This is a genomic window from Streptomyces sp. NPDC051109, from assembly GCF_044455885.1.
Classification (GTDB): domain Bacteria; phylum Actinomycetota; class Actinomycetes; order Streptomycetales; family Streptomycetaceae; genus Streptomyces.
Genome location: NZ_JBITFF010000004.1, coordinates 155,168 through 180,472, shown reverse-complemented (window position 1 = coordinate 180,472; position 25,305 = coordinate 155,168). Strand labels below are relative to the sequence as shown.

Sequence of the window (25,305 nt, the reverse complement as noted above, 5' to 3'; positions counted from 1 at the left end):
AGTCGAACCAGTCGAACTAGTCGAACCGGATGTGCCGGACACCGACGAGCGCGCGCCGCAGCCTTGCGCGGAGCGGGCCGTCGGTGTCCGGGGCGGCCCGCAGACCGGTCATGGCCGCGATCCGGCCCGCGACCTGGGGCACCGTGAGGTGGTCGGTGACCAGGTGGTGGGCGAACTCCGGTCCGCGCAATGCCTCCAGACATCCGTCGAGCCGGGCCACGGCGAAGCTCTCCCGCTTCAGCCCGCGCCCGAGCCCGCGCTCACTCAGCCGGCGCAGTACGGTCCCCCGCTCGGCCAGCAGCGCGAAGTGCCGTACGTCGTGCCCCGCTTCGCGCAGCCGCCCCACCGTCTCGGCGAAGTACCGCGGCTCCGTGACGGTCATCGGCACCAGGACGGGCCCGGGGTGCCGTTCCGCGGCCAGCTCCAGCACCTCGAACACGCCCTGCCGCCACGCCGGCAGGTCCTGGAAGTCCCCGCGCAGCGACGGCGGCATCATGCGGTGCAGCCCGAACCCGACGTGCTCCGGATCGCACACGACGCTGCCGGGCAGCCGCCGGTGCAGTTCGTACGCGGTCTGCGTCTTCCCGCCCCCGAAGGGCCCGTTGAGCCAGATGATCACCGGGCGGCCGCCTTCCAGGGGCTGATGCCGAGCTTCCCGGTGTTCCCGAGGTCGACGGAGTGGCGGAGCTCCAGCTCCACGCGGGGCGCACCGGCACGCGGGGTCACGTCCAGCACCCACCCCTCGGCGGCGGGCACCGTCGAGTCGGTCACCAGGTTCCGCCACACCAGGGCGACGGCGGCCGCCTGGCCGGGCCGGAGCTCCAGTCTCTGCGGGACGCCCTCCACGCCGGTCGGCGCGCTGGTGATCCCGTCCGCTCCGTGCACGACGGCCACCTCGACCGGTGCCCGCTTCCCGTCCAGCAACCGGATCTCGGGATAGCCCTCCAGTACGTAGGGCTGCGTACCGCAGTTCACCAGCTGGATGTCGGCGACGCGGAGCCCCATGGCGGCGTCCCCGGCCCCTTCGAGCAGCCGTACCCCGCCCTCGGGGCACGCGGGCGCCTTCGTCGCGGGCGGGGACGCGACCACGGCGGGCGCGGGGGACCGCACCCCACTGGGCCCCGGCGCAGCAGCAGGCGCAGGCGGCACATCGCACCCCACCAGCCCCCCCGCCACGACCGCCCCGACAACAACCCCCACCACCGACCGAGTCATCCCCCGACCCTACGCCGCCCAACTCCGGCCCCGCACGGCCCGATCCCGGCGCCCGCCACACCGACTCCGACCCGGCAACCCGACCCGCGCACGGCGACTCCGGCCCGGGGTACCGACTCCGGCCCGGCGACCCGGCCCGCGCACGGCGACTCCGGCCCGGCACACCGACTCCGACCGGGCGACCCGGCCCGCGCACGGCGACTCCGGCCCCGAGGCACCGACTCGGCTCGCACACCCACTCCGGGCCTGGGGCACCGACTCCGGCCCGGGCACACCGACTCCGACCCGGGACCCGCCCGCGCACGGCGACTCCGGCCCGGGGCACCGACTCCGACCGGGCGACCCGGCCCGCACACGGCGACTCTGGCCCGGGGCACCGACTCCGACTCGGCGACCCGGGCCGCGCACGGCGACTCCGGCCCCGGGACACCGACTCGGCTCGCACACCGACTCCGGGCCTGGGGCACCGACTCCGGCCCGGGCACACCGACTCCGACCCGGGACCCGCCCGCGCACGGCGGCTCCGGCCCGGGGCACCGACTCCGGCCCCAGCGCATGCCGACTCCGGCCGAGTCCCCCTCGTCACAGCCCGGCCCCGCCGGCGCCTGAGGCGTGGGATCCGGGGCGGAGCTCAGGGGCCCAGGCGCAGCCGCGCCGCACCCACGGCACCCCGGGAGCCGAGCCGGGCCAATCACCCCCGATTGGCCGGTCCGCCGGGCCCGGCGGGGTCCCTACCGTGCCCCCATGGACCGCACGCTCGCCACCGACCTCGCCCGCCTCCCCGAGCTCCTGGAGGCCACCCGCCGCACCGCCGCCGACACCCTCGGAGCCCTGGACGCCCGTCCCGTCGTACCGTCCGCCGCGCCTGCGCGGGACCCCGAGCCCCTGCCGGAGCGCGCCGCCGGGGCGGAATCGGCCCTCACCGCCTTCGCGGAGCGCTGGGCGCCCCGGCTGTCGGCCTCCGCCGGCCCCCGCTACCTCGGCTTCGTCACCGGCGGCGCCACCCCCGCCGCCCTCGCGGGCGACTGGCTGACCGCCGTCCACGACCAGAACTCCAACTCCGCCCTGGACGGCGCCGGCCAGGAACTCGAACGCGAAACCGTCACCTGGCTCCGCGACCTCTTCGGCCTCACCGACGCCCACACCGGAACCTTCGTCAGCGGCGCCACCATGTCCAACACCACCGGCCTCGCCATCGCCCGCGAGTGGCTCGGCGAACGCCTCGGCGTCTCCCCCTCCGAGGACGGCGCGGCAGCGCTCGGCCCGGTCCGCGTCCTGTCCGGAGCCCCGCACTCCTCCATCGCCAAGGCCCTCTCCGTCCTCGGCCTCGGCCGCAGCTCCCTCGTCACCGTCCCCACCCTCCCCGGCCGCGAGGCCGTCGACCCCGCCGCCCTCGACCGGGCCCTCGCCGACACGCCCGGCCCGGCCGTCGTCGTCGCCAACGCCGGCACCGTCAACACCGTGGACTTCGACGACCTCCGCGCCATCGCCGCCCTCCGCGAACGCCACGCGTTCTGGCTCCACACCGACGCCGCCTTCGGCGCCTTCGCCGCGCTCTCCCCGGACCACGCCCACCTCGTCGAGGGCCTCGACGCCTCCGACTCCGTCTGCGTCGACCTGCACAAATGGCTGAACGTCCCTTACGACAGCGCCGTCCAGTTCACCCGCCGCCAGGACCTCCAGGCCCGCGTCTTCCAGAACGCCGCCGCCTACCTCGGCCCCCTGGGCGACCACCCCGACCTCGTCCATCTCACCCCCGAGAACTCGCACCGGCTGCGCGCCCTCGCCGCCTGATTCACCCTTCGCGCGTACGGCCGAGAAGGCCACCGCGAGATCGTCGAACGCGACATCGCCTGCGCCCGGGCGCTGGGCGTGGCGCTGGAGCAGGACCCTTCCTTCCGGCTCCTCGCCCCGGTCCGCCTGAACGTCGTCTGCTTCACCCTCGCCGGCGATCCCACCCCGGCCCGCCTGGCGGCCCTGCGCGAGGCGGCGCAGGAGGAGGTCTTCGTCACCCCGACCGTCCACGCGGGAACCCCCGGCCTGCGCGCGGCGTTCTGCAACTGGCGTACGACGCAGGCGGATGTGCGCCGGGCCGCGCAGGCCCTCCGCACGGCGGCGAAGGGGACGGTATGACGCAGCAGCAACCGCTGACCCTGATGGAGGTCGAGGCACTGGCGCGCTCCGCGCACGAGGGCCAGACCGACAAGGCCGGCCGGCCGTACGCCGAGCACCTCGCGGCCGTCGCCGAGGGAGTCCGCGCCCGCGGCGGCAGCCCGGACCAGCAGGCGGCGGCCTGGCTGCACGACGCCGTCGAGGACGATGCGCTCAGCCGGGATTGGCTGGATTCCGCCGCCTTGCCCCAGTCGGTCAAGGACATGGTGCTGGCCGTCACCAAGCGCGCCGGCGAGCCGGTGGAGGAGTACGCGGCCCGGATCCTCGCCACCCCGGGCGCCCTCCTGGTGAAGGAGGCGGATCTGGCGCACAACGCGGACCCCGTGCGGCTCTCCGTCCTGGACGACCCCACCCGGGAACGGCTGTCCGCGAAGTACGCGTATGTCCGCTCCCTCCTCGGCCTCACCGCGCCATGACCCGGGCCCCATGCCCGAAATATGCCCGGCGCATCGCCGGTTGGCGGGAAAGCGCCGACGTCGATTCGCCACGGGACGGATAGCCGACGCCCGTTGGTGGGAGGATGGTCCATGTGGGGGTGCGCGTGGCCGTGTGCCCCAGGCCGACCAGGGGACGACCGAAGGTGTGATCAGTAGTGGCCATTTCGCTGTCAGTGGTGGTTCTGTTGGCGGTCATCCTGGTGGTGCTGATCCGTGGCAACCACATCAAGGCCGGCCCCGCGATCGTCGCGGTCCTCTTCGGCTTCTTCCTGGCGTCCAGCTCCATCGCACCGGACGTCAACCGCTTCCTCAACTCCCTCGCGGACACCATCGCGGGAATCAAGCTCTAGCCGGAACCCGCTCAAGGGGTGCCGGGAGCGCTCCGGTACTCCCGGTCCGAGTTCACCTGACCGCCCGGCGTACGGGCCGGTGCAGGTCTCGAAGCGGATGTGAGTGCACAACCTCCCTCGCCCGCCGCCAAGATGCCGCCCGAGAAGCCGGCCGATAGGCTGAAAGGGGCATGGGGGGCAGCATTCGAGGCAGGTTGAATGATGAACCGAACACGTCGCCTGGCAGCACTCGGACTCCTCGTGGCCCCCGCTCTCGCACTGGGCCCTGCGGTCGCCGCACACGCCGCGGCCCCCGCGGCCGCGAAGTGCAACGTGGAGGTGGACTCGGCCGGCAAGTACCACGTCTGGGGAGAGGGATTCCCGGCAGGCACGACGGTGACCTACTCCGGCTCCACCTCGGGCTCGGTCCCCATCGACAAGTCGGGAAGGTTCGACCTCGGCGGCCTGAGCGGGTCCAAGTACGTGGTCAAGACGGCCGACGGCAAAACCACCGTCACCTGCGCATCGGTCCACTACTGATGCTCAGAGCAGGCGCGGGAATCGAACCCGCGTAGCTGGTTTGGAAGATCGCGTACGTGCCGCCACCCACGATCAGTCAAGCCCCTGACCTGCACGTTCCCGCTCGGGTCCCCGACGTTCCCCGAGCCCCCGCACAACCGCACCCGTTCGGCCCTCTGAGTCCTGGAGGCAGCGTTGCAACGTCCGACAGGTCATGGGTCTACACGTTCTTCCTCACGGCAGACAGCGGCGAACTGGTGGCCTGTGCCGGCGTACGCAGGTCGGACGGGATCCCACAGCAGTAGGGAGTGCGACCGACGGATCAGGTGTCGCCTGAGCCTCGCCGAGGAGACTGCACCCGACCACCTGCCTGGTCACCATGACCGCGTCCACGCCGTCACAGCCGATCTCCTTCAGGAACTCCTGAAGTACCCCGCCGTCGTGGTGCTCCGCCCAAACAGGCCGCGCCCTCGCAGCCACCTCGGCTATGTGAGCCTCTCGCTCCGCGTCCATGGCGGTACCCCCTCCTCCACCGACCGCTCTGGCGACCGACCGGGATCTTCGTAGACGATTTCGCACAGTGCGGCGGAGATGACGATGTCAGCCGTCTCCACGGGCCGTCCCTCGTCGGTGTAGTACGTCCGCCGGATGTGCGTGACCAGAGCGGCCTTCTGGATCCCGAGGAGCGATGCTTCCCCGGCAGTCGCCTGCCGCGGCCCCGGCTGCTCCACGGCATGGCTGACGGCGATCCCGATCGCGGCCATCGGGTTCACGACGCCGACCCCCGCATGCGGCCCGCCCTCCGGCAGCACGACGAGCGTGCCCGCGGTGAGTTCGTACGGTTCCCGGGTTCGACCACCGTGGTTAAGGCGTACGCCCTGCTCAGGGCCATTCTCGGGACGGCGCTGTCTGACCGGATGATCAGGCGGAACCCGTGCCCGACCAAGGGAGCCAGTACGGTCCACGCCCCGGAGCGGTCGACCGCCACCGTGCAAGAGGTCTACGCCCTGGCCGGGGCCGTTCAGCCGCGGTACCGGGTGCTCGTGCGCATGGCCGGGTTCCTCGGGCTGCGCTGGGGTGAGCTGATCGGGTTGCAACGCCGGGACCTCGATTGATCTCGACCACCGGGCAGTGCGGGTCCGGCGTGCCGTCTCCATTCCCGAGGTGATCGTCCAGGAAATCCGGCAGCACCTGGACACGTATGCAGAGGCCGGCGCCGACCGGCGGGTGTTCGCCGGGGTCAAAGGGGCTACTCCGGCTGTGGCAGAAGGCCTGCCGGGAAGCAGGGATCAAGGGCTGCATTTCCATGATCTTCGGCACACGGGGAACACCTTGGCCGCGTCAACCGGCGCGAGTACGCGGGAGTTGATGGCCCGGATGGGTCACAGCACCGCCGGCGCCGCAGTGATCTACCAGCATGCGAGCGCCGATCGGGACTGGTTGATCGCCGACGCGCTGAGCAAGCTCGTGTGGGGCGCGCGGAAGGGCACGCGCAAAGGCAAGCGGCATGCAGGACTGATCGCAGGCCCCGGGAATGACTGAGGGCCAGGCGGAGGAAACGTCCTCTGACCTGGCCCTTCGTCGTTCAGAGCGGGCGACGGGAATCGAACCCGCGTAGCTAGTTTGGAAGACTAGGGCTCTACCATTGAGCTACGCCCGCAACGCGTGCGCCGCAGGTCCGGGGACCGCGGCACGGACAGCATCCTAGCGGGTCGGGCCGGGGGAGCGCACACCCCATTGAGGGGTCGCGGCGCGGCGTCCGGAAACGTTCGCTCAAAACCCCGCGCATCAGAGTGTCCCCGGCCATGTACCCTACGTGTCGCACCGACGGGGTGTGGCGCAGCTTGGTAGCGCGTCCGCTTTGGGAGCGGAAGGTCGTCGGTTCGAATCCGGCCACCCCGACCACCACCACCGCCATCACAAGATCGCGTTGTGGGCTGATTGCCGCTTGCGGTTACTATGCAAGCTGCGTGCCCGTGTGTCTGATGTACCGGGCCGAATCCGCAGAACCGCTGAATCGCAGCGTGGACGCAGACCCCAAGCAGTCAGCCACAAGGAGACCGAACCGTGAAGAGCGCCGTGGAGACCCTGAACCCGACTCGGGTTCGGCTCACTGTTGAGGTGCCCTTCGAGGAGCTCAAGGACAGCCTCGACGCGGCGTACAAGAAGATCAACCAGCAGGTCACGGTGAAGGGCTTCCGCAAGGGCAAGATCCCCGCCCGGGTCATCGACCAGCGCTTCGGTCGCGGTGCGGTGCTGGAGGAGGCCGTCAACGACGCCCTCCCGAAGTTCTACACCGAGGCGGTCAACGAGGCCGACCTGAACCCGCTGGGCCAGCCCGAGGTCGACATCACGGAGCTGAAGGACGGCGAGCTGCTGGCCTTCACCGCCGAGGTGGACGTCCGCCCCGAGATCGAGATCCCGGACTACTCCGGCATCGAGGTCGAGGTCGACGCGGTCGAGGTTTCCGACGAGGACGTCGACAAGTCGGTCGAGCAGCTGCGCGGCCGCTTCGCGTCCACGAACGACGTCGAGCGCGCCGCCGCCGAGGGTGACGTCGTCACCATCGACCTGGAGGCCAAGGTCGACGGCGAGGTGCTGCCCGACGGCGTCGCCTCCGACGTCTCGTACACCATCGGCTCGGGCGAGCTCCTCGACGGCATCGACGAGGCCGTCAAGGGCCTGGAGGCCGGTGGCGAGGCCACCTTCACCTCCCAGCTGAAGGGCGGCTCCGCGGAGGGCAAGGACGCCGAGGTCACCGTCAAGGTCACCAAGGTCTCCGCCAAGGAGCTCCCGGAGCTGGACGACGAGTTCGCGCAGATGGCGAGCGAGTTCGACACCCTCGAGGAGCTCAAGGCGGACAGCCGCAAGCGCCTCGAGAACATGAAGCAGTACGACCAGGCCACGCAGGCCCAGGAGCGCGTCCTGGAGAAGCTGCTGGAGCTCGTCGAGGTGCCGATCCCCGAGAAGCTGCTCGAGGACGAGGTCAACACCCGCAAGCACAACCTGGAGCACCACCAGCTCGGCCAGATGGGCCTGACCATCGAGAAGTACCTGGAGTTCCAGGGCAAGACGGTCGAGGAGTTCGACGCCGAGACCAAGGACCAGGCGATCAAGGGCATCAAGACCCAGTTCGTCCTGGACGCGCTCGTCAACAAGGAGAAGCTCGGCGTGGACCAGGAGGAGCTCACCGAGCACCTCATGCGCCGTGCCGCCTCCTCCGGCATGTCCCCCGACCAGTTCGCCCAGGCCGTCGTCGAGGGTGGCCAGGTGCCGATGCTCGTCGGCGAGGTCGCCCGCGGCAAGGCCCTCGCGGTCGTCGTCGAGGCCGCCAAGGTCGTCGACACCAACGGTGAGGTCGTGGACCTGTCCGACGAGGACGAGGAGACGGCCGCCGAGACCGTCGAGGCCGCCGTCGACGGTGACGCCGAGGCGCAGGCCGACGAGGCCAAGTAACACCCTGGGTGCCGCCCTGCGCGGCACCCGCTGAGCAGCATCGGGAGAGGCCCGCACACAGCCGTGTGCGGGCCTCTCCGCACGTCTCGGAGCCCCCGCGGACCTTGCGCTCCGAGCGAACAGTTCGGGAAGCGGGATGGCGTTGTCCGACCTGCGCGTTAGGGTCCATGAATACGAGGGCACGGGAGTACCCGGACGCGGCGGCCACCGCCGCCCCGACCGGTCCGCGCCCCAGAACGAGACGCTGAGACGGCAAGTGGCCGTCGGAGACGAGCAGGTGGATACGTGACGAATCTGAAGCCTTACGCCGCGGGTGAGCCGTCCATCGGTGGCGGCCTCGGCGACCATGTCTACAACCGGCTGCTCGGCGAGCGCATCATCTTCCTCGGCCAGCAGGTCGACGACGACATCGCGAACAAGATCACGGCGCAGCTCCTCCTCCTGGCCGCGGAGCCGGAGAAGGACATCTACCTGTACATCAACAGCCCGGGCGGCTCGGTGACGGCGGGCATGGCGGTCTACGACACCATGCAGTACATCCCGAACGACGTCGTCACCATCGGCATGGGCATGGCGGCCTCCATGGGCCAGTTCCTGCTCACCGGCGGCGCCCAGGGCAAGCGCTTCGCGCTCCCGAACACCGACATCCTGATGCACCAGGGTTCCGCCGGCATCGGCGGCACCGCCTCGGACATCAAGATCCAGGCCGAGTACCTGCTGCGCACGAAGCAGCGCATGGCCGAGATCACCGCGCACCACTCCGGCCAGACCGTGGAGGCGATCATCCGCGACGGCGACCGCGACCGCTGGTTCACCGCGGAGGAGGCCAAGGAGTACGGCCTCATCGACGAGATCATCTCCGCCGCGTCGCTGGTCCCGGGCGGCGGCGGCACCGGGGCCTGACCCCGGCCCCGGCGCGCGGGGCCTCGTACGAGGCCCCGTACGCCCGCCCGCACCCGGCAAGCCCCAGCCCGCAGAACGCCACCAGGATGGTGAACACCCAGATGCACATGAACAACCTCTCTCCCGCGAGCGGCCTCTACACCGGCGCGCCGGTGGACAACCGCTACGTCGTTCCGCGCTTCGTCGAGCGCACCTCGCAGGGCGTGCGCGAGTACGACCCGTACGCCAAGCTCTTCGAGGAGCGCGTGATCTTCCTCGGCGTGCAGATCGACGACGCCTCCGCCAACGACGTCATGGCGCAGCTGCTGTGCCTGGAGTCGATGGACCCGGACCGGGACATCTCGATCTACATCAACAGCCCCGGCGGCTCCTTCACCGCGCTGACGGCCATCTACGACACGATGCAGTTCGTGAAGCCGGACATCCAGACGGTCTGCATGGGCCAGGCGGCCTCCGCCGCCGCCGTCCTGCTGGCCGCCGGCACCCCCGGCAAGCGCATGGCGCTGCCGAACGCCCGCGTGCTGATCCACCAGCCCTCCGGCGGCACCGGCCGCGAGCAGCTCTCCGACCTGGAGATCGCGGCCAAGGAGATCCTGCGCATGCGTGACCAGCTGGAGACCATGCTGGCCAAGCACTCGACCACGCCGATCGAGAAGATCCGCGAGGACATCGAGCGCGACAAGATCCTGACGGCCGAGGACGCGCTCGCGTACGGCCTGATCGACCAGATCGTCTCGACCCGCAAGAACTCCCACTGATCCTTGCCACCAGTTGGCGTGGGCACGTCGTCACAATCGGCGATGTGAACCACGTCAAGGGGGCCCCGTACGGGGCCCCCGGCAAGGTACCGTCGGATATGAGGCACCAGGAGCGCTGAACCAGGCGTCTCCCAGGCGAAGGGGAAGCACCTCGTGGCACGCATCGGTGACGGCGGCGACCTGCTCAAGTGCTCGTTCTGCGGAAAGAGCCAGAAGCAGGTGAAGAAGCTCATCGCAGGACCCGGTGTGTACATCTGCGACGAGTGCATCGACCTCTGCAACGAGATCATCGAGGAGGAGCTCGCGGAGACCTCCGAGGTCCGGTGGGAGGAACTCCCCAAGCCTCGTGAGATCTACGAGTTCCTGGAGAGCTACGTCGTCGGCCAGGAGCCGGCGAAGAAGGCCCTCTCGGTGGCGGTGTACAACCACTACAAGCGTGTGCAGGCCGGCGAGAACGGCGGCGCGCAGGGCCGCGACGACGCGATCGAGCTCGCGAAGTCCAACATCCTGCTGCTGGGCCCGACGGGCTCCGGCAAGACGCTGCTGGCCCAGACGCTCGCGCGCATGCTCAACGTCCCGTTCGCCATCGCCGACGCGACGGCGCTGACGGAGGCCGGGTACGTGGGCGAGGACGTCGAGAACATCCTGCTCAAGCTGATCCAGGCGGCCGACTACGACGTCAAGAAGGCCGAGACCGGGATCATCTACATCGACGAGATCGACAAGGTCGCCCGCAAGAGCGAGAACCCGTCGATCACCCGCGACGTGAGTGGCGAGGGCGTGCAGCAGGCCCTGCTGAAGATCCTGGAGGGCACGACGGCGTCGGTCCCGCCGCAGGGCGGCCGCAAGCACCCGCACCAGGAGTTCATCCAGATCGACACGACGAACGTGCTGTTCATCGTGGGCGGTGCGTTCGCCGGCCTGGAGAAGATCATCGAGTCGCGGGCCGGCGCCAAGGGCATCGGCTTCGGCGCGACGATCCGCTCGAAGCGCGAGATCGAGGCGAGCGACCAGTTCCAGGAGGTCATGCCGGAGGACCTGGTGAAGTTCGGGATGATCCCGGAGTTCATCGGCCGCCTGCCCGTCATCACCTCGGTGCACAACCTGGACCGCGAGGCGCTGCTGCAGATCCTGGTGGAGCCGCGGAACGCGCTGGTGAAGCAGTACCAGCGGCTGTTCGAACTCGACGGGGTGGAGCTGGACTTCGAGCGCGAGGCGCTGGAAGCCATCGCGGACCAGGCGATCCTCCGCCAGACGGGTGCGCGAGGACTGCGCGCCATCATGGAAGAGGTCCTGATGTCGGTGATGTACGAGGTCCCGTCCCGCAAGGACGTGGCCCGCGTGGTCATCAGCGCGGACGTCGTCCGCTCGAACGTGAACCCGACGCTGGTCCCCCGCATCGTCCCGAAGGACCAGGGCCCGCAGGAGAAGTCGGCCTGACGGCCGCCTGAACAGCGCTCGTGCAGAAGGGGTGCCCCCGAGGGGGCACCCCTTCTGCACGAGGTGGACCGGCCGCTACTTCTTGACGCGGGCGGTGTTGTAGAGCTTCGCCGTCAGGTCGGCGGTCTGCTCCAGGGTGTAGCCCGGCTTGCCCGCCAGAATGGAGGCGGCGTCCGAGGCGCTGACCATGCTCAGGGTGCTGTAGTCACCCCAGATGCAGATCGGCAGCGTCAGCTCCTTCGGACCCTTCGACGCCGTGGTGCTCGTCGACGAGATCTTCATTTCCTGGCACTTCATCACGGCGCCGCTGAAGCCCGAGGGGGACATCGACTTCGGGCTGCCGAGCATCTCGACCGTCGCGGACTTGTCCTTGCCGGCGTTGAGCTTGGCGGTGGCGAAGTAGGCGTCCACCGACTTCTCGGGATCCGCGAGTTCGCCGTACAGCCCCTGGAAGCTCAGGCCCTTGGTCGTCAGCGGGTTGGCCGGGTCGCCGGAGCTGTAGTCCATGGCGACCCTGGTGGGGTTCTTGATGCCGATGGCCTCCAGTTCCTGGCGGTCCTTGTCGGCGAGGGGCTTCTCCTTGTAATTCGGGTTCTTCTTGAAGTCGTCCACCGTCTCCGGGGCGACCAGCTTGTAGCCCTTGGTGGCGGACGAGACCGCGCCCGAGGCGCCGCCGCCCTTCGTGAAGTACCAGCCGGCGCCCGCGATGGCCGCCACCGCGACGATCACGGCGATCACCACGCCCGCCTTGGACTTCTTCGGCTGCTGCGGCTGCATGCCGTACGGCGGCTGCTGCGGGTAGCCGTAGCCCAGCTGGGGCTGCTGGGGGTAGCCCTGCGGGGGGATGCCCGGCGGCGGGGGCTGCTGCGGGTAGCCGTAGCCGGGCTGCGGCGCGGGCTGGCCGTACGGTCCCGGCTGCTGGCCCCCGTACGGTCCCGGCTGCTGCGGCTGCTGGCCTCCGTACGGTCCCGGCTGGTTGTAGCTCATGCCCGCGTCCCCCTTCAGGAATCCCTTATGCGTTTCAGACATCCTGACGGAAGGCGGAGTCGCGCACGGCGCCGGGCCCCCTGATTACCGGTTTCATGACTGGACTGTTACGGCTCTAAACTGTGTCTCGTGACCGAGAACACGCAGACACCCAGCAGCCCCAACTCCGAACTGCCGACCGCGTACGCTCCGGCCGAGGTAGAGGGGAAGCTCTACGAGCGCTGGGTAGAGCGTGGGTACTTCACGGCGGATCCCGCGAGCGAGAAGCCCGCGTACACCATCGTCATCCCGCCGCCGAACGTCACCGGCTCCCTGCACCTGGGGCACGCCTTCCAGCACACGCTCATGGACGCCCTGACCCGCCGCAAGCGGATGCAGGGCTACGAGTCGCTGTGGCTGCCCGGCATGGACCACGCCGGCATCGCCACCCAGAACAAGGTCGAGCAGCAGCTCGCCGAGGAGGGCAAGTCCCGCCACGACCTGGGCCGCGAGGAGTTCGTGGAGCGCGTCTGGCAGTGGAAGGAAGAGTACGGCGGCAAGATCCTCGGCCAGATGCGCCGCCTCGGCGACGGCGTCGACTGGTCCCGTGAGCGGTTCACCATGGACGAGGGCCTCTCCAAGGCCGTCCAGACGATCTTCAAGAAGCTCTATGACGACGAGCTGATCTACCGCGCCGAGCGCATCATCAACTGGTGCCCCCGCTGCCTCACGGCCATCTCCGACATCGAGGTGGAGTACCAGGAGGACGCGGGCGAGCTGGTCTCGATCAAGTACGGCGAGGGCGAGGACACCCTCGTCGTCGCCACCACGCGCGCCGAGACGATGCTCGGTGACACGGCCATCGCCGTCCACCCGGACGACGAGCGCTACAAGCACCTCGTCGGCAAGCTCATCAAGCTGCCGCTCACCGACCGCTCCATCCCGGTCGTCGCGGACACGCACGTCGACCCGGAGTTCGGCACCGGCTGCGTCAAGGTGACCCCGGCGCACGACCCGAACGACTTCGCCATCGGGCAGCGCCACGGCCTGCCCCACATGACGATCATGGACGAGCACGGCACCATCACCGTCCACGGCCCCTTCCTCGGCCTGGACCGCTTCGAGGCCCGTTCCGCGGTCGTCGGCGCGCTGCGCGAGCAGGGCCGGATCGTCGCCGAGAAGCGCCCGTACCTGCACTCCGTCGGGCACTGCTCCCGCTGCTCCACCACCGTCGAGCCGCGCCTGTCGCTGCAGTGGTGGGTCAAGGTCGAGACCCTTGCCAAGGCCGCCGGCGACGCGGTCCGCGACGACCGGGTCACGATCCACCCGAAGGAGATGGAGAAGCGCTACTTCGACTGGGTCGACAACCTCAACGACTGGTGCATCTCGCGGCAGCTGTGGTGGGGCCACCGGATCCCGGTCTGGTACGGCCCGGACGGTGAGATCGTCTGCGTCGGCCCGGACGACGAGGCGCCCAGCGGGGAGGGGTGGCACCAGGACACCGACGTCCTCGACACCTGGTTCTCCTCCGGCCTGTGGCCGTTCTCCACGCTCGGCTGGCCGGAGAAGACCCCGGACCTGGCGAAGTTCTACTCCACCGACGTCCTGGTCACCGGCCACGACATCATTTTCTTCTGGGTCGCCCGGATGATGATGTTCGGCCTGTACGCCATGGACGGCGAGGCGCCGTTCAAGACGATCGCGCTGACCGGCCTGGTCCGCGACGAGCGCGGCAAGAAGATGTCGAAGTCCTTCGGCAACGTCGTCGACCCGCTGGACTGGATGGACAAGTACGGCTCCGACGCCGTCCGCTTCACCCTCGCCAAGGGCGCCAACCCGGGCACCGACGTGCCGATCGGCGAGGACTGGGTCCAGGCCTCCAGCAAGTTCGCCAACAAGATCTGGAACGCCACGCGCTTCGCGCTGATGAACGGCGCCACGATCGAGGGAGACCTGCCCCCGGTCGAGCAGCTGTCCGCGACCGACCGCTGGATCCTGTCCCGCCTCAACAAGACGGTCGCCCAGGTCGACGGGTACTACGAGGACTTCCAGTTCTCCAAGCTCAGCGAGGCGCTCTACCACTTCGCGTGGGACGAGGTCTTCGACTGGTACGTCGAGCTGTCGAAGACGACGTTCTTCGCGGGCGGCGAGCAGGCCAAGGTCTCCGGCCGGGTGCTGGGCGAGGTCATCGACGTCATGCTGCGGCTGCTGCACCCGGTGGTCCCGTTCGTCACCGAGACGCTGTGGACCACGCTGACCGGGCGCGAGTCGCTGGTCATCGCCGAGTGGCCCAAGGACAGCGGCTTCCGCGACGAGGCCGCCGAGGCCGAGATCGAGAGCGTCCAGGCCGTCGTCACCGAGGTCCGCCGGTTCCGCAAGGAGCAGGGCCTCCAGGACGGCCAGAAGGTCCCGGCCCGCCTGGACCTGACCGGTACGGCGCTCGCCGCGCACGAGGCGGCCATGCGCCAGTTGCTCCGCCTCCAGCCGGAGGGCGAGGGCTTCACCGCCACCGCCACCCTGCCGGTCGCCGGTGCCACGGTCGCGCTCGACCTGTCGGGCACGATCGACGTGGCCGCCGAGCGCAAGCGCCTCTCCAAGGACCTCGCGTCCGCGGAGAAGGAGAAGCAGCAGGCCGAGGCGAAGCTCGGGAACGAGGCCTTCCTGGCCAAGGCCCCCGACAACGTCGTGGACAAGATCAAGGGTCGACTGGCCAAGGCCGAGGCGGACATCGCCCGGATCCAGGCCCAACTGGACACGCTGCCCGCCGCGTAGCGCGTATCGCGCACCACGTGACGTGTAACAAACTGTGAACCATCGGCCCCCGGGCACATCGCCCGGGGGCCGACGCGTAGGGTGAATCCGGCCCCAGAGGTTCCGCGCAACCCACAGGGGCCGAAAGCCTGCCGGCTGTCGACCGAGGGGGGTCTCGGAGTGTGGGGTCGTGACCTGCGGACTCGCGGGTTAAGCCGCGAGCTGAACCGCCGCAACCTCCTCCTCGGCGCGGCTGCCACGGTCGCGACCGGCGGTGCCCTCGCCGGAGTTGCCGCCTTGAACACCTCGCGCGCGCCGGCCACCGGCCTCCAGAAGGATCTGCTGGGCCGGGATCCCAAGGCCTCCAAGACGGCCCAGGCCGTGTACCGGCTCCTGGTCGCCCTGGAGACGGACGCCCGGGCGGGCCGCCGCCGAGGCACCCTCATGGGCCAGCACGCCGAGGTCCACAACGAGCGGTACAACCCCGAGTACGGCGACCACACCGGCCCCAAACCGCCCGGCTACTACTACCGCAAACCCCGGGACATCACCGGCAAGCTGCCGGCCTTCCTCGAACTCGACCTGGGCCCCGGCTACCAGCAGCAGGGCTGGGGCGTGGGGGAGGCACGGGACTACTCGCGCGCCGCCTGGCCCGCCCGCCGCGAGTTCTGGACCTACACGAACGACGTGGTGGACCTCGCCCTCGGCGTCTGGCACGGACTGCCCCGCGAGGACGACGGCTCGTACAACCCGACCGGCACGGAACGCCTCTGGAACGGCACCAAGACCGTGCTGCCGGAGAACGGGGGAGCGCCCGCGGGCCTGGTCGGCATGTCGTTCCACCAGCCGTGGCCGGGCAGCCCCGTCAAGAGCTACGACCAGACGCTGCGCCGCAACGCGCCCTCCGCGAAGGACCCCGGCTGGATCGACCGGGTGCTCACCCCCGGGACCCCGGAACACGCGGCGCTCCTGCTCGACCTCTCCTTCCTCGCGGACCACCTCGGCTACCTGGCCGCGTACGACGTCCCCGTACTGCTGCGCCCGTACCACGAGATGAACTCGCTCGGAGGGGAGCAGAGCTTCTGGTGGGCGGGGCTCAAGCCCCAGCAGTACACGGCGCTGTGGGAGTTGCTCCACCACTACCTGGTGGGTTCTCGCGGACTGCACAACCTGATCTTCGTGTGGGCCCCCACCGCCTGGGACGGCGTCCACGGCAGCGAGCCCTGGGACTTCTACCCGGGCGGCGAGTACGTGGACGTGGTCGGGGTCGACGACTACAGCGGAACGCCGGACCGGCCCTTCGACCCCGGCGGCTGGACCACGACCTGGCACCGCGGCCTCGCGGACTACGGCAAGCCGCGGATCCTCGCGGAGTCCTTCCACGTACCGCTGGGTTCGGCGCAGCGCACGACGCTCGACCAGGCCCCGTGGGTCCTGTGGACCGTGTGGGGCGACGGACTCACGGCGAAGAACTCGGACGCCGATGTGCGACAGACGTACGACGACCCCAAGACGATCACCGGTGGCCGTGAATCCGGCCCCGTGGGCGTGCAGTGGCCCGCCCTGCACGACGGAACATTCGAATAGGAGTGAAGTTGAGCGCGTCAACGCCACGCCCCCACCGTGTGGCCGCCTTCGTGGCCATGGGCTGGGCAGGCATCCTGCTCCTCTGGGCCGTGTACAACTGTTTCTGGCAGGTCGGCGTCGCCGACTTCCTCCAGGGCATCGTGTACTACGGCACCGGTGACGGATCCGGAACCGCAGAGACGTTCAACCTCAACTGGGGTGTCGTCTATGTGGCGGGCGGGTTGCTGGTCCTGCGCGGGAACACCCTCGGGCGGGGCATCATCATCGGCGGCGCCGCCATCGAGGGCTACAACCGGGTGCGCAGCCTGTCGGGTGCGCTCTTCGACGACAAGCAGGCCGAGTACTTCACCACGACCGTCCAGGGCGGCCTGAAGCTGGCGACCTTCGCCGTCGGGGCCCTGGTGACCTGCACCCTCATCGTCCTGCTGCTGCGGGACTTCGCGGTGTACGAGGCGTGGCAGCCGCCGGCGAACCCCTGGACCCGGCAGGCCAACGAGGCCCGGCAGGCACAGCAGCTGCCGCAGCAGCAATCGCCGCAGCCGGCCAACGGGTTCGGGAGTGCGCCGGTCTACCAGGCGCAGCCCGGCCCTCAGTTGCCGCAGACGGGTTACGGGCAGCCGCAGCCGCAGCCCCAGCCCCAGCCCTACCCGCCCCAGCAGTCGCAGCAGCCCCAGCCCGGTTACGGGCCCGGGCCGTACGGCCATCAGCCCGCCTGGCCCCAGCAGCAGCAACAGCCGCAGCCCCAGCCGCAGCCTCAGCACCCCCAGCAGCCCCGGCAGTCGCCGCCGCCGCAGCAACAGCAGTAGTAGGAACCCCGAAGGACCTCTTCCATGACCTCCGCCTCCGTACAAGAGGTCGCGCCCGCCACCCGGCGCGATGCGAAACTGGTGCAGCGCCATGCCGAGTGGAAGCCCGGCGTGCTGCCCTTCCTGCTGCCCTTCCTGCTCCTCGCCGGATTCGGCCTGTGGGCGTACAAGCCGAATCCGACCCCGCTGGGCTGGACCCTGTCGGTCGTCTGGTCACTGCCCGGCGTCGGCGTGATGGTCGGTCTCCAGGGCGCTCTGCTGATCCGCCGCAGGCTGCGGAAGTCGCACGAGATGGTCCCGCCGACGCCGGTGGAGGAGGACTTCCTCATCGTGCTCGTGCCGACCATCGGCCGCCACGACACGTACCCGGCGCTGGAGCGCTCGGTCCTGAGCTACGTGGAGCACCTGCCCCCGTACTTCCCGCTGATGCGGGTCGACGTCCTCACCGAGGAGGGCTGCGAGGCGACCGAGCAGATCGACGAACTGGCCGCGATGCATCCGCTGATCCGCGTGGTCACGGTGCCGAAGGCGTACGAGACGGCGAACGGGACCCGGTTCAAGGCCCGCGCCAACCACTACGCGCACGAACTGCGGATCGACGAGGGCGAGGCCCTCGACGACATCTGGGTCCTGCACATGGACGACGACACCGGGGTCGGCCCCGACACCGCCGCTTCCATGGCCCAGTTCGTCAACCGCCAGCGGCGGGCCGGGGACGAGGGCAAGCACATGGCGCAGGGCATCCTCGCCTACCCGCGCGAGAACGCCGTGAACCGTTTCACCTGGCTGGCCGACGCGGTCCGCCCCGCCGACGACATAGCCCGGTTCCGCGCCCTCACCGGTCTCGGGACCCCGGTCGCCGGCGTGCACGGGGAGCTGTTGCTGCTCCGCGCCTCCATCGAGGCGACGATCGGCTGGGACTTCGGCCCGAAGGCCATCGTCGAGGACGCGCAGCTGGCGCTGACGTTCTGCCGTACGTACCCCGGCCGCAGCGACTGGTTCAACGGCCGCTGCTACGGCGCTTCCCCGGCCACCACCAGGGACTTCATCAAGCAGCGCGAGCGCTGGGCCTGGGGGCTCGTCGCGCTGTGCTTCAACCGCACGGTGCCCTTCCGCTACCGCTGGTTCCTGCTGCTCTGCGTGGCCACCTGGGTCTTCGGTCCGCTCCAGCACGTCGCGACGGTGCTCTTCGTGGCCTGGCTCATCGGAGACTTCAACACCTCCCCCGTGGCCCAGACCGTCGTGATCATGTGGGCGCTGAATTTCGCGTACGTCATCTGGACGTACTGGGAGGGGCTGCGGCTCAACGCACTGGTCTCCGCGAACGGTCGGCGCCGCTGGTGGGAGCCGATCGTCGTGCTGGGCCTCATCCCCGTCTTCTCCGTGATGGAAGGACTCGGCGGCCTGCGCGGGCTGATCAAGTTCATCAAGCGCGAAGAGAACAAGTTCGTCGTCATCGCCAAGCCCGCGTGAGAAGCCGAGAGTCCCTCGTGAACGACGAGATGAACAACGAGAACGAAAACGAGAACGAGAGCAACAGGGAGAGCGGGAGCGGGAGCAAGAAGGGGAAGGCGGCCCGGCGTTCCAAGGTCCCTCTGCTCGCCATCCTGCCGGTGACCGTGACCTCCCTGGTCATAGGCCTGCCGTTCGTGGTCGGGGACCATCCGCTGCGCTGGCGGCCGGGCTCCCTGGAGCCGGCCCTGGTCCTGCGCGACTCCGCCTCCGACCCCACCCGTACCGCGGCCCACGGCTCCGCCACCGCCCCCGCCGCCGGCGGGGCAGCGGCTGAGGAGACCGAGCAGGCCCTGCCCGCCGGGCCCGCGCCGAAGGTGGACAAGCCCTGGAAGGCCGGCATGCCCGAGTGGGGCGTCCAGATCTTCTGGGAGGACAAGAAGGACCACGACGACGCGTACATCGAGAAGCAGGCGCACAAGCAGGCCGCCTACCTCGTCGGGCTGAAGGCGAACGCCGTCTCCGTCTCCTTCCCCTTCTACACGGAGGGCCGCACGTCGACGAAGCTGGCGGCCGGCCCCGGCACCCCCACGCCCGAGCACATCGAAACGGTGCTGCGCGTCTTCCACGAGGCCGGACTGCGCACCACCGTCCGCCCGACGCTGGACGAGGCGGTGCTCGTTCCGCCGGAGGGCTGGCGCGGCAACATCAAGCCGACCGACAAGGAGGCCTGGTTCGATGCGTACGAGGCCCTGCTCGTCCCGTACCTCGATGTGGCCCAGCGGCAGCAGGCGGCGACGTTCGTGATCGGCACGGAGCTGAACTCGATGGAGGGCCATCCGGGCTGGAAGGCCCTGATCGCGGCGGCCGAGAAGCGGTTCAAGGGCGAGGTGTCCTACGACGCCAACTGGGACAACTACGTGGGCGGCCGCATCGACGTGCCCGTCGAGCGGCTCGGCGTCGACGCGTACTTCCCCGTGAAGGTTCCCGACGACGCACCGGTCGACCAGCTCGTCGACGGCTGGAACACCTGGCTGGACAAGAAGAGCAAGGGGCCGCTGCCGCGGATCGTGCTCGCCGAGGCGGGCATCAGCGCCATGGACGGGGCGTATCACGCGCCCGGCGACTTCTATGCGCGGCGCAGGCTCAACCCCACGGTGCAGGCGAACTGGTACAAGGCGGTCTGCCAGGTCGTCCGGGAGCGGAAGATGACGGGCGTCTACTGGTGGTCGGTCACCTTCGACGCCGACCCCAAGGCGGCTCCCAAGGAACACGATTCCCGGCTGAACTTCGCGGGACGCCCGGACTCGGAGCGGGAGATCCGGGCCTGCTTCGGATCCGACTACGCGGGGCCGGGCGCCGCTTCCATGCCCTGACCCGCTGTGTCCCGAGTTGTCCGGAGTGTCGCACATCACGTCTTCGGTCGGGTCAGCTGATCCGATAGCGCATGCCGAGCACGGATGATGGGAGGCATGTACGTCCCGCCCGTCGCCTCGGCGCTCCACCGGGCCGCGGCCGCCGGTCGCCGGCTCGCCGCGAGCTGGGCCGGGTCACCCCGCGCGCTTGACGTGCTCACCGCACTCAGCTGCCTGGCGCTGATGGCGCTGGACCTGCCCGGCCTGGCCGCCGCGGACAACTCGCTCAGCGGGCCGATGGCCGCCGTCGTCCTGGCCGCCGGGTGCTCCACCCTGGTGGTGCGGCGCCGGGCGCCCTGGGTCGCGTACCTCACCGCCCTGCTCTTCATCGGCTGGCTGCACGAGCTGACGCTGATCCAGTTCGCGCTCTACTCGGTCGGCCGCCACCGGGGGCGGCGGCCCGCAGTCCTGGCCACCCTCGGGTACATCGCCTTCGCGCTGATCGTCTTCAGTGTGCCGGGCTGGCCCGAACCGCGGGCCCAGACGCTCAGCGCCTTCCTCGGGCTCGTCGTGCCGATCGGGGTGCTCGCCTCGGCCGTCGGCATCGCCGCCTACCGGCACGACCTGGTGCGCGAGCTGGCCGCGGGGCGCGCCGAGTCGGCCGTACTCCAGGCCGTCCAGCAGGAGCGCACCTCGGTCGCCCGCGACGTCCACGACTTCGTCGGCCGCGAGCTGACCCTGCTGACGGTGCGCTCCGAGGTGCTGTCGACGCGGGCGCGCGAGACGGCGTACGCGAAGGACTTCGAGGAGCTCGCCGACACCGCGCGCCGCGCCCACCTGGTGCTCAACGAGATCATCGTGCAGCGCGGGGAGCGGGCCCCGACCCCGGGGGTCGACGGGCTGCCGGCCCTCGCGGAGGAGAGCGGACGGGCGGGTTCGCCCGTACGGCTGAACCTGGATCCGCACGTGCACGGGCTGTCCCCGCTGCGCCAGGCCGCGGTCTACCGGGTGGTGCAGGAATGCCTGACCAATGCGGCCAAGCACGCCTGCGGCGAGACCATCGAGGTGTCCATCGCGGCGGACGGTGCGCAGCTGCGGATCGAGGTGCGCAACGGCCTGCCCGTCCGGACGCCGGTGCGGGCCCCCGTCTCGGCGGGCTCGGGCACGGCCAGCATGTCCGAGCGCGTGCGCAGCCTGGGCGGGTCCCTGACGGCGACGCGCACGGAGGACTCCTACACGGTGGTGGCGGTCCTCCCCCGCGGCTAGGGGGTGTCTTGGCCTCAGGCCTTCGCCGGGACCAGCAGGCCGTTCAGCGTGTCCAGGTCCTCCACGCACCTGCCCGAGCCCAGCGCCACGCAGTCCAGCGGGGCGTCGGCGACGAAGACCGGGATCCCCGTCGCGGAGGCCATCCGCAGGTCCAGCCCCGGCAGCAGCGCCCCGCCGCCGGTCAGCACGATGCCGTGCTCCATCACATCGCCCGACAGCTCGGGCGGGCACTCCTCCAAGGTGGTGCGCACCGCGGCGATGATCGCCTCGATCGGCTCGTCGAGGGCGGCCCGTACGTCCGAGGCGCCCAGCGAGAGCGTCTTCGGCATGCCGCCGACCCGCTCCCGGCCGCGCACCGTGAAGGTCCGCGTCTCCAGCTCCGGCCGGTCCGGCACCGGCCAGGCCGATCCGGCGCCGACCTTGACGTCCTCGGCGGTGCGCTCCCCGATGAGCAGCCCGTGCTCCTTGCGCACGTAGTCCATGATCGCGCCGTCCAGCCGGTCCCCGCCGACCCGCAGGGACCGGGACGTGACGATCCCGCCGAGCGAGATGACGGCGACCTCGGTGGTGCCGCCGCCGATGTCCACCACCATCGAACCGCGCGGCTCGGCCACCGGCAGCCCCGCGCCGATCGCCGCCGCCATCGGCTCCTCGATCAGGTGGACGGCCTTGGCCCCCGCCCGCGTCGAGGCGTGGACGATGGCCCGCCGCTCGACGGGGGTCACCCCGGAAGGCACGCAGATCACCATCCGGGTGCGCGGCCGCCGCCCCGGCACGGCCTTGCGGACGAAGTGCCGGAGCATCTCCTCGGCGGCCTCGTAGTCGCAGATCACCCCGTCCTTCAGGGGGCGGATCGCGGTGATGGAGCCGGGGGTGCGGCCGATGGTCTCCTTGGCCTCGGTCCCCACGGCCAGGGCGGTGGTGGTGCCCGCCTTCACGGCGACCACGGACGGCTCATTGAGGACGATTCCGTGGCCCCGGGCGTAGACCAGGGTGTTCGCGGTCCCCAAGTCGATCCCTATGTCGCGGCTGGAAGCGGACTTGTTGGTGCTGGCCTGCGGCATTTGTTCCCCTATCTCCTGCCCGCAAGGCTTGCATAACGATCCGGTCGCATTGGCCGCCGAACGTCCTGAAACGGCCGGGTCGAAAGTCCCCGGGCCCCCCGTCCGTAGACTGGGCCCGTGAGTGAGCAGCAGCCCGAGAGCAACGGACCCGACGACCGCGACGAGACCTCCGATCTCTTCGAACGGATCGTGGCCGAAGAGTCCGACCGCGACCCCGACCTGGCGGTGATCGAGGCCGGCAGCCGCACCCTGCGCGCCCAGGCCGGACCGCCCCAGGGCGACCCGGTACTGTCGCAGCCCCTCGACCCTGAGGTGGCGCGGGCGCTCCAGGAGGTGGAGCAGGAACTCTCCACCCGTTGGGGCGAGACCAAGCTGGAGCCCTCCGTCACGCGGATCGCCGCGCTGATGGACGTCCTGGGCGAACCGCAGCACGCGTACCCCTCCATCCACGTGACCGGCACCAACGGCAAGACGAGCACCGCCCGCATGATCGAGGCCCTGCTCAACGCCTTCGAGCTGCGCACAGGCCGCTACACCAGCCCGCACGTGCAGTCGGTCACCGAGCGGATCAGCCTCGACGGGGCCCCGATCAGCGCCGAGCGCTTCGTCGAGACGTACTACGACATCAAGCCGTACGTGGAGATGGTCGACTCCTCCGAGGAGTACCGGCTGTCCTTCTTCGAGGTGCTCACCGCAATGGCCTACGCGGCCTTCGCGGACGCCCCGGTGGACGCGGCCGTCGTCGAGGTCGGCATGGGCGGCACCTGGGACGCGACCAACGTGATCGACGGCGCGGTCGCGGTGATCACCCCGATCAGCCTGGACCACACGGACCGGCTCGGCTCCACGCCCGCGGAGATCGCCCAGGAGAAGGGCGGCGTCATCAAGCAGGACGCCACCGTGATCCTGGCGCAGCAGCCGGTGGACGCGGCGCAGGTGCTGCTGAAGAAGGCCGTCGAGGTCGACGCGACCGTGGCCCGCGAGGGCATGGAGTTCGGCGTCGTCTCGCGCGAGGTGGCGGTCGGCGGGCAGATGCTGACGCTGCGCGGCGTGGGCGGCGAGTACGACGGCATCTTCCTGCCGCTGTACGGGGCCCACATGGCGCACAACGCGGCGGTGGCGCTGGCGGCGGTCGAGGCCTTCTTCGGGGTCGGCGCGCAGCAGTCGCGGGAGCTGGACCTGGAGACCGTGCGCAGGGCCTTCGCCTCGGTGACCTCGCCGGGCCGGATGGAGGTCGTACGGCGCAGCCCGACGGTGGTCCTGGACGCGGCGCACAACCCGGCGGGCGCACGCGTCACCGCGGAGGCGGTGACCGAGGCCTTCGGCTTCAGCCGGCTGGTCGGGGTCGTGGCCGCGAGCGAGGGCAAGGACGTCAAGGGGGTCCTGGAGGCCTTCGAGCCGATCTTCGCGGAGATCGTCGTGACGGAGAACTCCAGCCACCGGGCGATGTCCGCGGACGCGCTGGCGGCCGTGGCGGTCGAGGTCTTCGGGCCGGACCGGGTGCAGGTGGAGCCGCGGCTGGACGACGCCCTGGAAGCGGCGATCACCCTCGCGGAGGAAGAGGCCGAGTACGGAGGGGCCGGGGTCCTGGTGACCGGTTCCGTGATCACGGTGGGCGAGGCCCGCCTGCTGCTGAAGAGGGGCTGAGGGATGCGCACGCTGTGTGCTTCGACGCTGATCGGCGAGTTCTTCGTGATCGGTTTCGCGGGGCTGGTGGCCATGAAGAACCCGGATCTGACCCAGGCCACGGTGTGGACGGTCTGCGGGATCGCCATGCTGCTGTCGGTTCTGCTGTGCGGGATGCTCTCGCGTCCGGGCGCGGTCCAGATCGGCTGGGCGCTGCAGATCGGGCTGATCCTGAGCGGGTTCGTCGTCCCGATGATGTTCTTCCTCGGCGCGGTGTTCGCGGCTCTGTGGTGGTGCTCGGTGCACTACGGCGCCAAGATCGACGCGATCAAGGCCCGCTGGGCGGCCCAGAGCGAGGCCCAGGCCTGAGGGGGCATCCCCGAAGTCCTGCCCTGCCCTGCCCTGCCCTGCTCTCCCCGGCCCGAGCCCCGAGGCCGTCCCGGCGCACGCGGATCCCGACCCCCGACCCCGACCCCCGGCCCCTGCCGCCGGGGGCACGGGGCTCCGCGCAAGGGCCCCGCTGACTCCCTGTAGCCTCGTCGGACCGCACCCGTATGCCGCAAGGAGCCGCAACATGACCCAGCGCACGCTCGTCATCCTCAAGCCCGACGCCGTCCGTCGAGGCCTGATCGGCGAGATCATCGGCCGCATCGAGCGGAAGGCCGGCTGGACCGTTCCCGCGCTGGAGCTGCGCACGCTGGACCAGGAGACCCTGGAGGCGCACTACGGCGAGCACAAGGGCAAGCCCTTCTACGAGCCCCTCATGGGCTTCATGGCGAGCGGCCCGGTCGTGGTCCTCGTGGTGGAAGGGGAACGCGTGATCGAGGGTGTCCGCCAGTTGGCCGGACCCACTGACCCGATCGCCGCGGCGCCCGGCTCCATCCGGGGGGATTTCGGCACCATCACCCGGGAGAACCTGATCCACGCCTCGGACTCCGAGGAGTCCGCCGAGCGCGAGCTGAAGCTGTTCTTCCCCTCCCTGTGATGAGTCCTTCCTGACGTAACATCAGCCGAATAGCGCTCATGACCTGGGGCGACCGAAGTAATTTCGGTCGCCCCTCGGTATTACCGGTCGCGAGCGGGAACGCATGTGCAGGACACGTCGTCACCACTAGGGGGCGGGTTTCCGTTCCGGCGGGATTGCCGGAGTCCCGTCGCGCGGTGTTCATACTTGCGGCACTACGATGGGGCCTCCACCCACAC

General features: G+C 70.3%; 22 protein-coding genes, 2 tRNA genes and 2 pseudogenes. 20 read left to right on the top strand and 6 right to left on the bottom strand.

Annotated features, from left to right (window positions below; all coding sequences use genetic code 11):
• Positions 1-16 precede the first annotated feature (16 nt).
• Both ACIBAD_RS09630 and ACIBAD_RS09625 read right to left on the bottom strand, forming a co-directional pair.
• Positions 17-619, bottom strand: a complete 603-nt coding sequence (locus ACIBAD_RS09630; RefSeq protein ID WP_398905592.1) for an AAA family ATPase — start codon at positions 617-619, stop codon at positions 17-19.
• Entirely contained in the window at positions 616-1,110 is a 495-nt protein-coding gene (locus ACIBAD_RS09625; protein ID WP_166682177.1) for a DUF4232 domain-containing protein, read from the bottom strand. Before ACIBAD_RS09625 ends, ACIBAD_RS09630 begins: the two co-directional genes overlap by 4 nt.
• An 849-nt stretch (positions 1,111-1,959) precedes the next feature.
• Here ACIBAD_RS09625 and ACIBAD_RS09620 point away from each other — a divergent pair.
• The 4 genes and pseudogenes from ACIBAD_RS09620 (at position 1,960) to ACIBAD_RS09605 (ending at position 4,693) form a co-directional block, all read left to right on the top strand.
• Positions 1,960-3,348: pseudogene (locus ACIBAD_RS09620) on the top strand (pyridoxal phosphate-dependent decarboxylase family protein).
• Entirely contained in the window at positions 3,345-3,803 is a 459-nt protein-coding gene (locus ACIBAD_RS09615; RefSeq protein WP_398905590.1) for an HD domain-containing protein, read from the top strand. The pseudogene ACIBAD_RS09620 and the gene ACIBAD_RS09615 overlap by 4 nt, the downstream one beginning before the upstream one ends.
• A 176-nt stretch (positions 3,804-3,979) precedes the next feature.
• Entirely contained in the window at positions 3,980-4,174 is a 195-nt protein-coding gene (locus ACIBAD_RS09610) for a hypothetical protein (protein ID WP_030159386.1), read from the top strand.
• 201 nt (positions 4,175-4,375) lie between these two features.
• Positions 4,376-4,693, top strand: a complete 318-nt coding sequence (locus ACIBAD_RS09605) for a hypothetical protein (protein WP_398905588.1) — start codon at positions 4,376-4,378, stop codon at positions 4,691-4,693.
• 464 nt (positions 4,694-5,157) lie between these two features.
• Here ACIBAD_RS09605 and ACIBAD_RS09600 read toward each other — a convergent pair.
• A pseudogene (locus ACIBAD_RS09600) lies at positions 5,158-5,517 on the bottom strand (UTRA domain-containing protein); the annotation flags it as partial.
• Here ACIBAD_RS09600 and ACIBAD_RS09595 point away from each other — a divergent pair.
• Both ACIBAD_RS09595 and ACIBAD_RS09590 read left to right on the top strand, forming a co-directional pair.
• Complete coding sequence (locus ACIBAD_RS09595) at positions 5,461-5,787, top strand: hypothetical protein (protein WP_398905957.1); 327 nt, start codon at positions 5,461-5,463, stop codon at positions 5,785-5,787. The pseudogene ACIBAD_RS09600 and the gene ACIBAD_RS09595 sit on opposite strands and share 57 nt — an antisense overlap.
• 49 nt (positions 5,788-5,836) lie before the next feature.
• Entirely contained in the window at positions 5,837-6,214 is a 378-nt protein-coding gene (locus tag ACIBAD_RS09590; RefSeq protein WP_398905586.1) for a hypothetical protein, read from the top strand.
• Positions 6,215-6,261: 47 nt separating this feature from the next.
• On the opposite strand, the gene ACIBAD_RS09585 is transcribed toward ACIBAD_RS09590, so the two are convergent.
• Positions 6,262-6,332, bottom strand: a tRNA-Gly gene (locus ACIBAD_RS09585).
• Positions 6,333-6,500: 168 nt separating this feature from the next.
• On the opposite strand from ACIBAD_RS09585, the gene ACIBAD_RS09580 reads away from it, so the two are divergent.
• The 5 genes from ACIBAD_RS09580 to clpX all read left to right on the top strand — a co-directional run bounded on the left by ACIBAD_RS09580 (position 6,501) and on the right by clpX (position 11,229).
• Positions 6,501-6,577, top strand: a tRNA-Pro gene (locus ACIBAD_RS09580).
• 162 nt (positions 6,578-6,739) lie between these two features.
• Positions 6,740-8,128, top strand: coding sequence for a trigger factor (tig, locus tag ACIBAD_RS09575; RefSeq protein WP_134075488.1), 1,389 nt, complete (start codon positions 6,740-6,742; stop codon positions 8,126-8,128).
• Between the two features lie 285 nt (positions 8,129-8,413).
• A complete protein-coding gene (locus ACIBAD_RS09570) occupies positions 8,414-9,031 on the top strand; it encodes an ATP-dependent Clp protease proteolytic subunit (RefSeq protein WP_030862323.1) in 618 nt (205 codons plus the stop codon).
• A gap of 86 nt (positions 9,032-9,117) precedes the next feature.
• Positions 9,118-9,789, top strand: coding sequence for an ATP-dependent Clp protease proteolytic subunit (locus tag ACIBAD_RS09565; RefSeq protein ID WP_053689005.1), 672 nt, complete (start codon positions 9,118-9,120; stop codon positions 9,787-9,789).
• Positions 9,790-9,942: 153 nt separating this feature from the next.
• Positions 9,943-11,229 carry an ATP-dependent Clp protease ATP-binding subunit ClpX gene (clpX, locus tag ACIBAD_RS09560; protein WP_134075487.1) on the top strand — a complete coding sequence of 429 codons (1,287 nt, stop codon included), beginning with the start codon at positions 9,943-9,945 and terminating at the stop codon, positions 11,227-11,229.
• Positions 11,230-11,304: 75 nt separating this feature from the next.
• Here the strand turns inward: clpX and ACIBAD_RS09555 are convergent, their stop codons facing one another.
• Entirely contained in the window at positions 11,305-12,216 is a 912-nt protein-coding gene (locus ACIBAD_RS09555; RefSeq protein ID WP_398905582.1) for a hypothetical protein, read from the bottom strand.
• Positions 12,217-12,345: 129 nt separating this feature from the next.
• Here ACIBAD_RS09555 and ACIBAD_RS09550 point away from each other — a divergent pair, with 129 nt between their 5' ends.
• The 6 genes from ACIBAD_RS09550 (at position 12,346) to ACIBAD_RS09525 (ending at position 21,412) form a co-directional block, all read left to right on the top strand.
• Positions 12,346-14,967, top strand: coding sequence for a valine--tRNA ligase (locus ACIBAD_RS09550; protein WP_398905580.1), 2,622 nt, complete (start codon positions 12,346-12,348; stop codon positions 14,965-14,967).
• 276 nt (positions 14,968-15,243) lie between these two features.
• On the top strand, positions 15,244-16,533 hold the full coding sequence (locus ACIBAD_RS09545; protein WP_398905577.1) for a glycosyl hydrolase: 1,290 nt from the start codon (positions 15,244-15,246) through the stop codon (positions 16,531-16,533).
• Between the two features lie 8 nt (positions 16,534-16,541).
• Complete coding sequence (locus ACIBAD_RS09540; RefSeq protein ID WP_398905575.1) at positions 16,542-17,339, top strand: hypothetical protein; 798 nt, start codon at positions 16,542-16,544, stop codon at positions 17,337-17,339.
• Between the two features lie 24 nt (positions 17,340-17,363).
• Positions 17,364-18,812, top strand: a complete 1,449-nt coding sequence (locus ACIBAD_RS09535) for a glycosyltransferase family 2 protein (protein WP_134075482.1) — start codon at positions 17,364-17,366, stop codon at positions 18,810-18,812.
• Between the two features lie 17 nt (positions 18,813-18,829).
• Positions 18,830-20,167, top strand: a complete 1,338-nt coding sequence (locus ACIBAD_RS09530; protein ID WP_398905572.1) for a glycoside hydrolase family 113 — start codon at positions 18,830-18,832, stop codon at positions 20,165-20,167.
• 96 nt (positions 20,168-20,263) lie between these two features.
• Positions 20,264-21,412 carry a sensor histidine kinase gene (locus ACIBAD_RS09525; RefSeq protein ID WP_398905569.1) on the top strand — a complete coding sequence of 383 codons (1,149 nt, stop codon included), beginning with the start codon at positions 20,264-20,266 and terminating at the stop codon, positions 21,410-21,412.
• A 14-nt stretch (positions 21,413-21,426) separates the two neighbouring features.
• Here ACIBAD_RS09525 and ACIBAD_RS09520 read toward each other — a convergent pair whose 3' ends face one another.
• Entirely contained in the window at positions 21,427-22,476 is a 1,050-nt protein-coding gene (locus ACIBAD_RS09520) for a rod shape-determining protein (protein ID WP_398905567.1), read from the bottom strand.
• Between the two features lie 117 nt (positions 22,477-22,593).
• On the opposite strand from ACIBAD_RS09520, the gene ACIBAD_RS09515 reads away from it, so the two are divergent.
• The 3 genes from ACIBAD_RS09515 to ndk all read left to right on the top strand — a co-directional run bounded on the left by ACIBAD_RS09515 (position 22,594) and on the right by ndk (position 25,087).
• Positions 22,594-24,123 carry a bifunctional folylpolyglutamate synthase/dihydrofolate synthase gene (locus ACIBAD_RS09515; RefSeq protein WP_398905565.1) on the top strand — a complete coding sequence of 510 codons (1,530 nt, stop codon included), beginning with the start codon at positions 22,594-22,596 and terminating at the stop codon, positions 24,121-24,123.
• Between the two features lie 3 nt (positions 24,124-24,126).
• Complete coding sequence (locus ACIBAD_RS09510; protein ID WP_134075478.1) at positions 24,127-24,471, top strand: DUF4233 domain-containing protein; 345 nt, start codon at positions 24,127-24,129, stop codon at positions 24,469-24,471.
• 205 nt (positions 24,472-24,676) lie between these two features.
• Complete coding sequence (gene ndk / locus ACIBAD_RS09505) at positions 24,677-25,087, top strand: nucleoside-diphosphate kinase (protein ID WP_030159364.1); 411 nt, start codon at positions 24,677-24,679, stop codon at positions 25,085-25,087.
• The last annotated feature ends 218 nt before the right edge of the window (positions 25,088-25,305 follow it).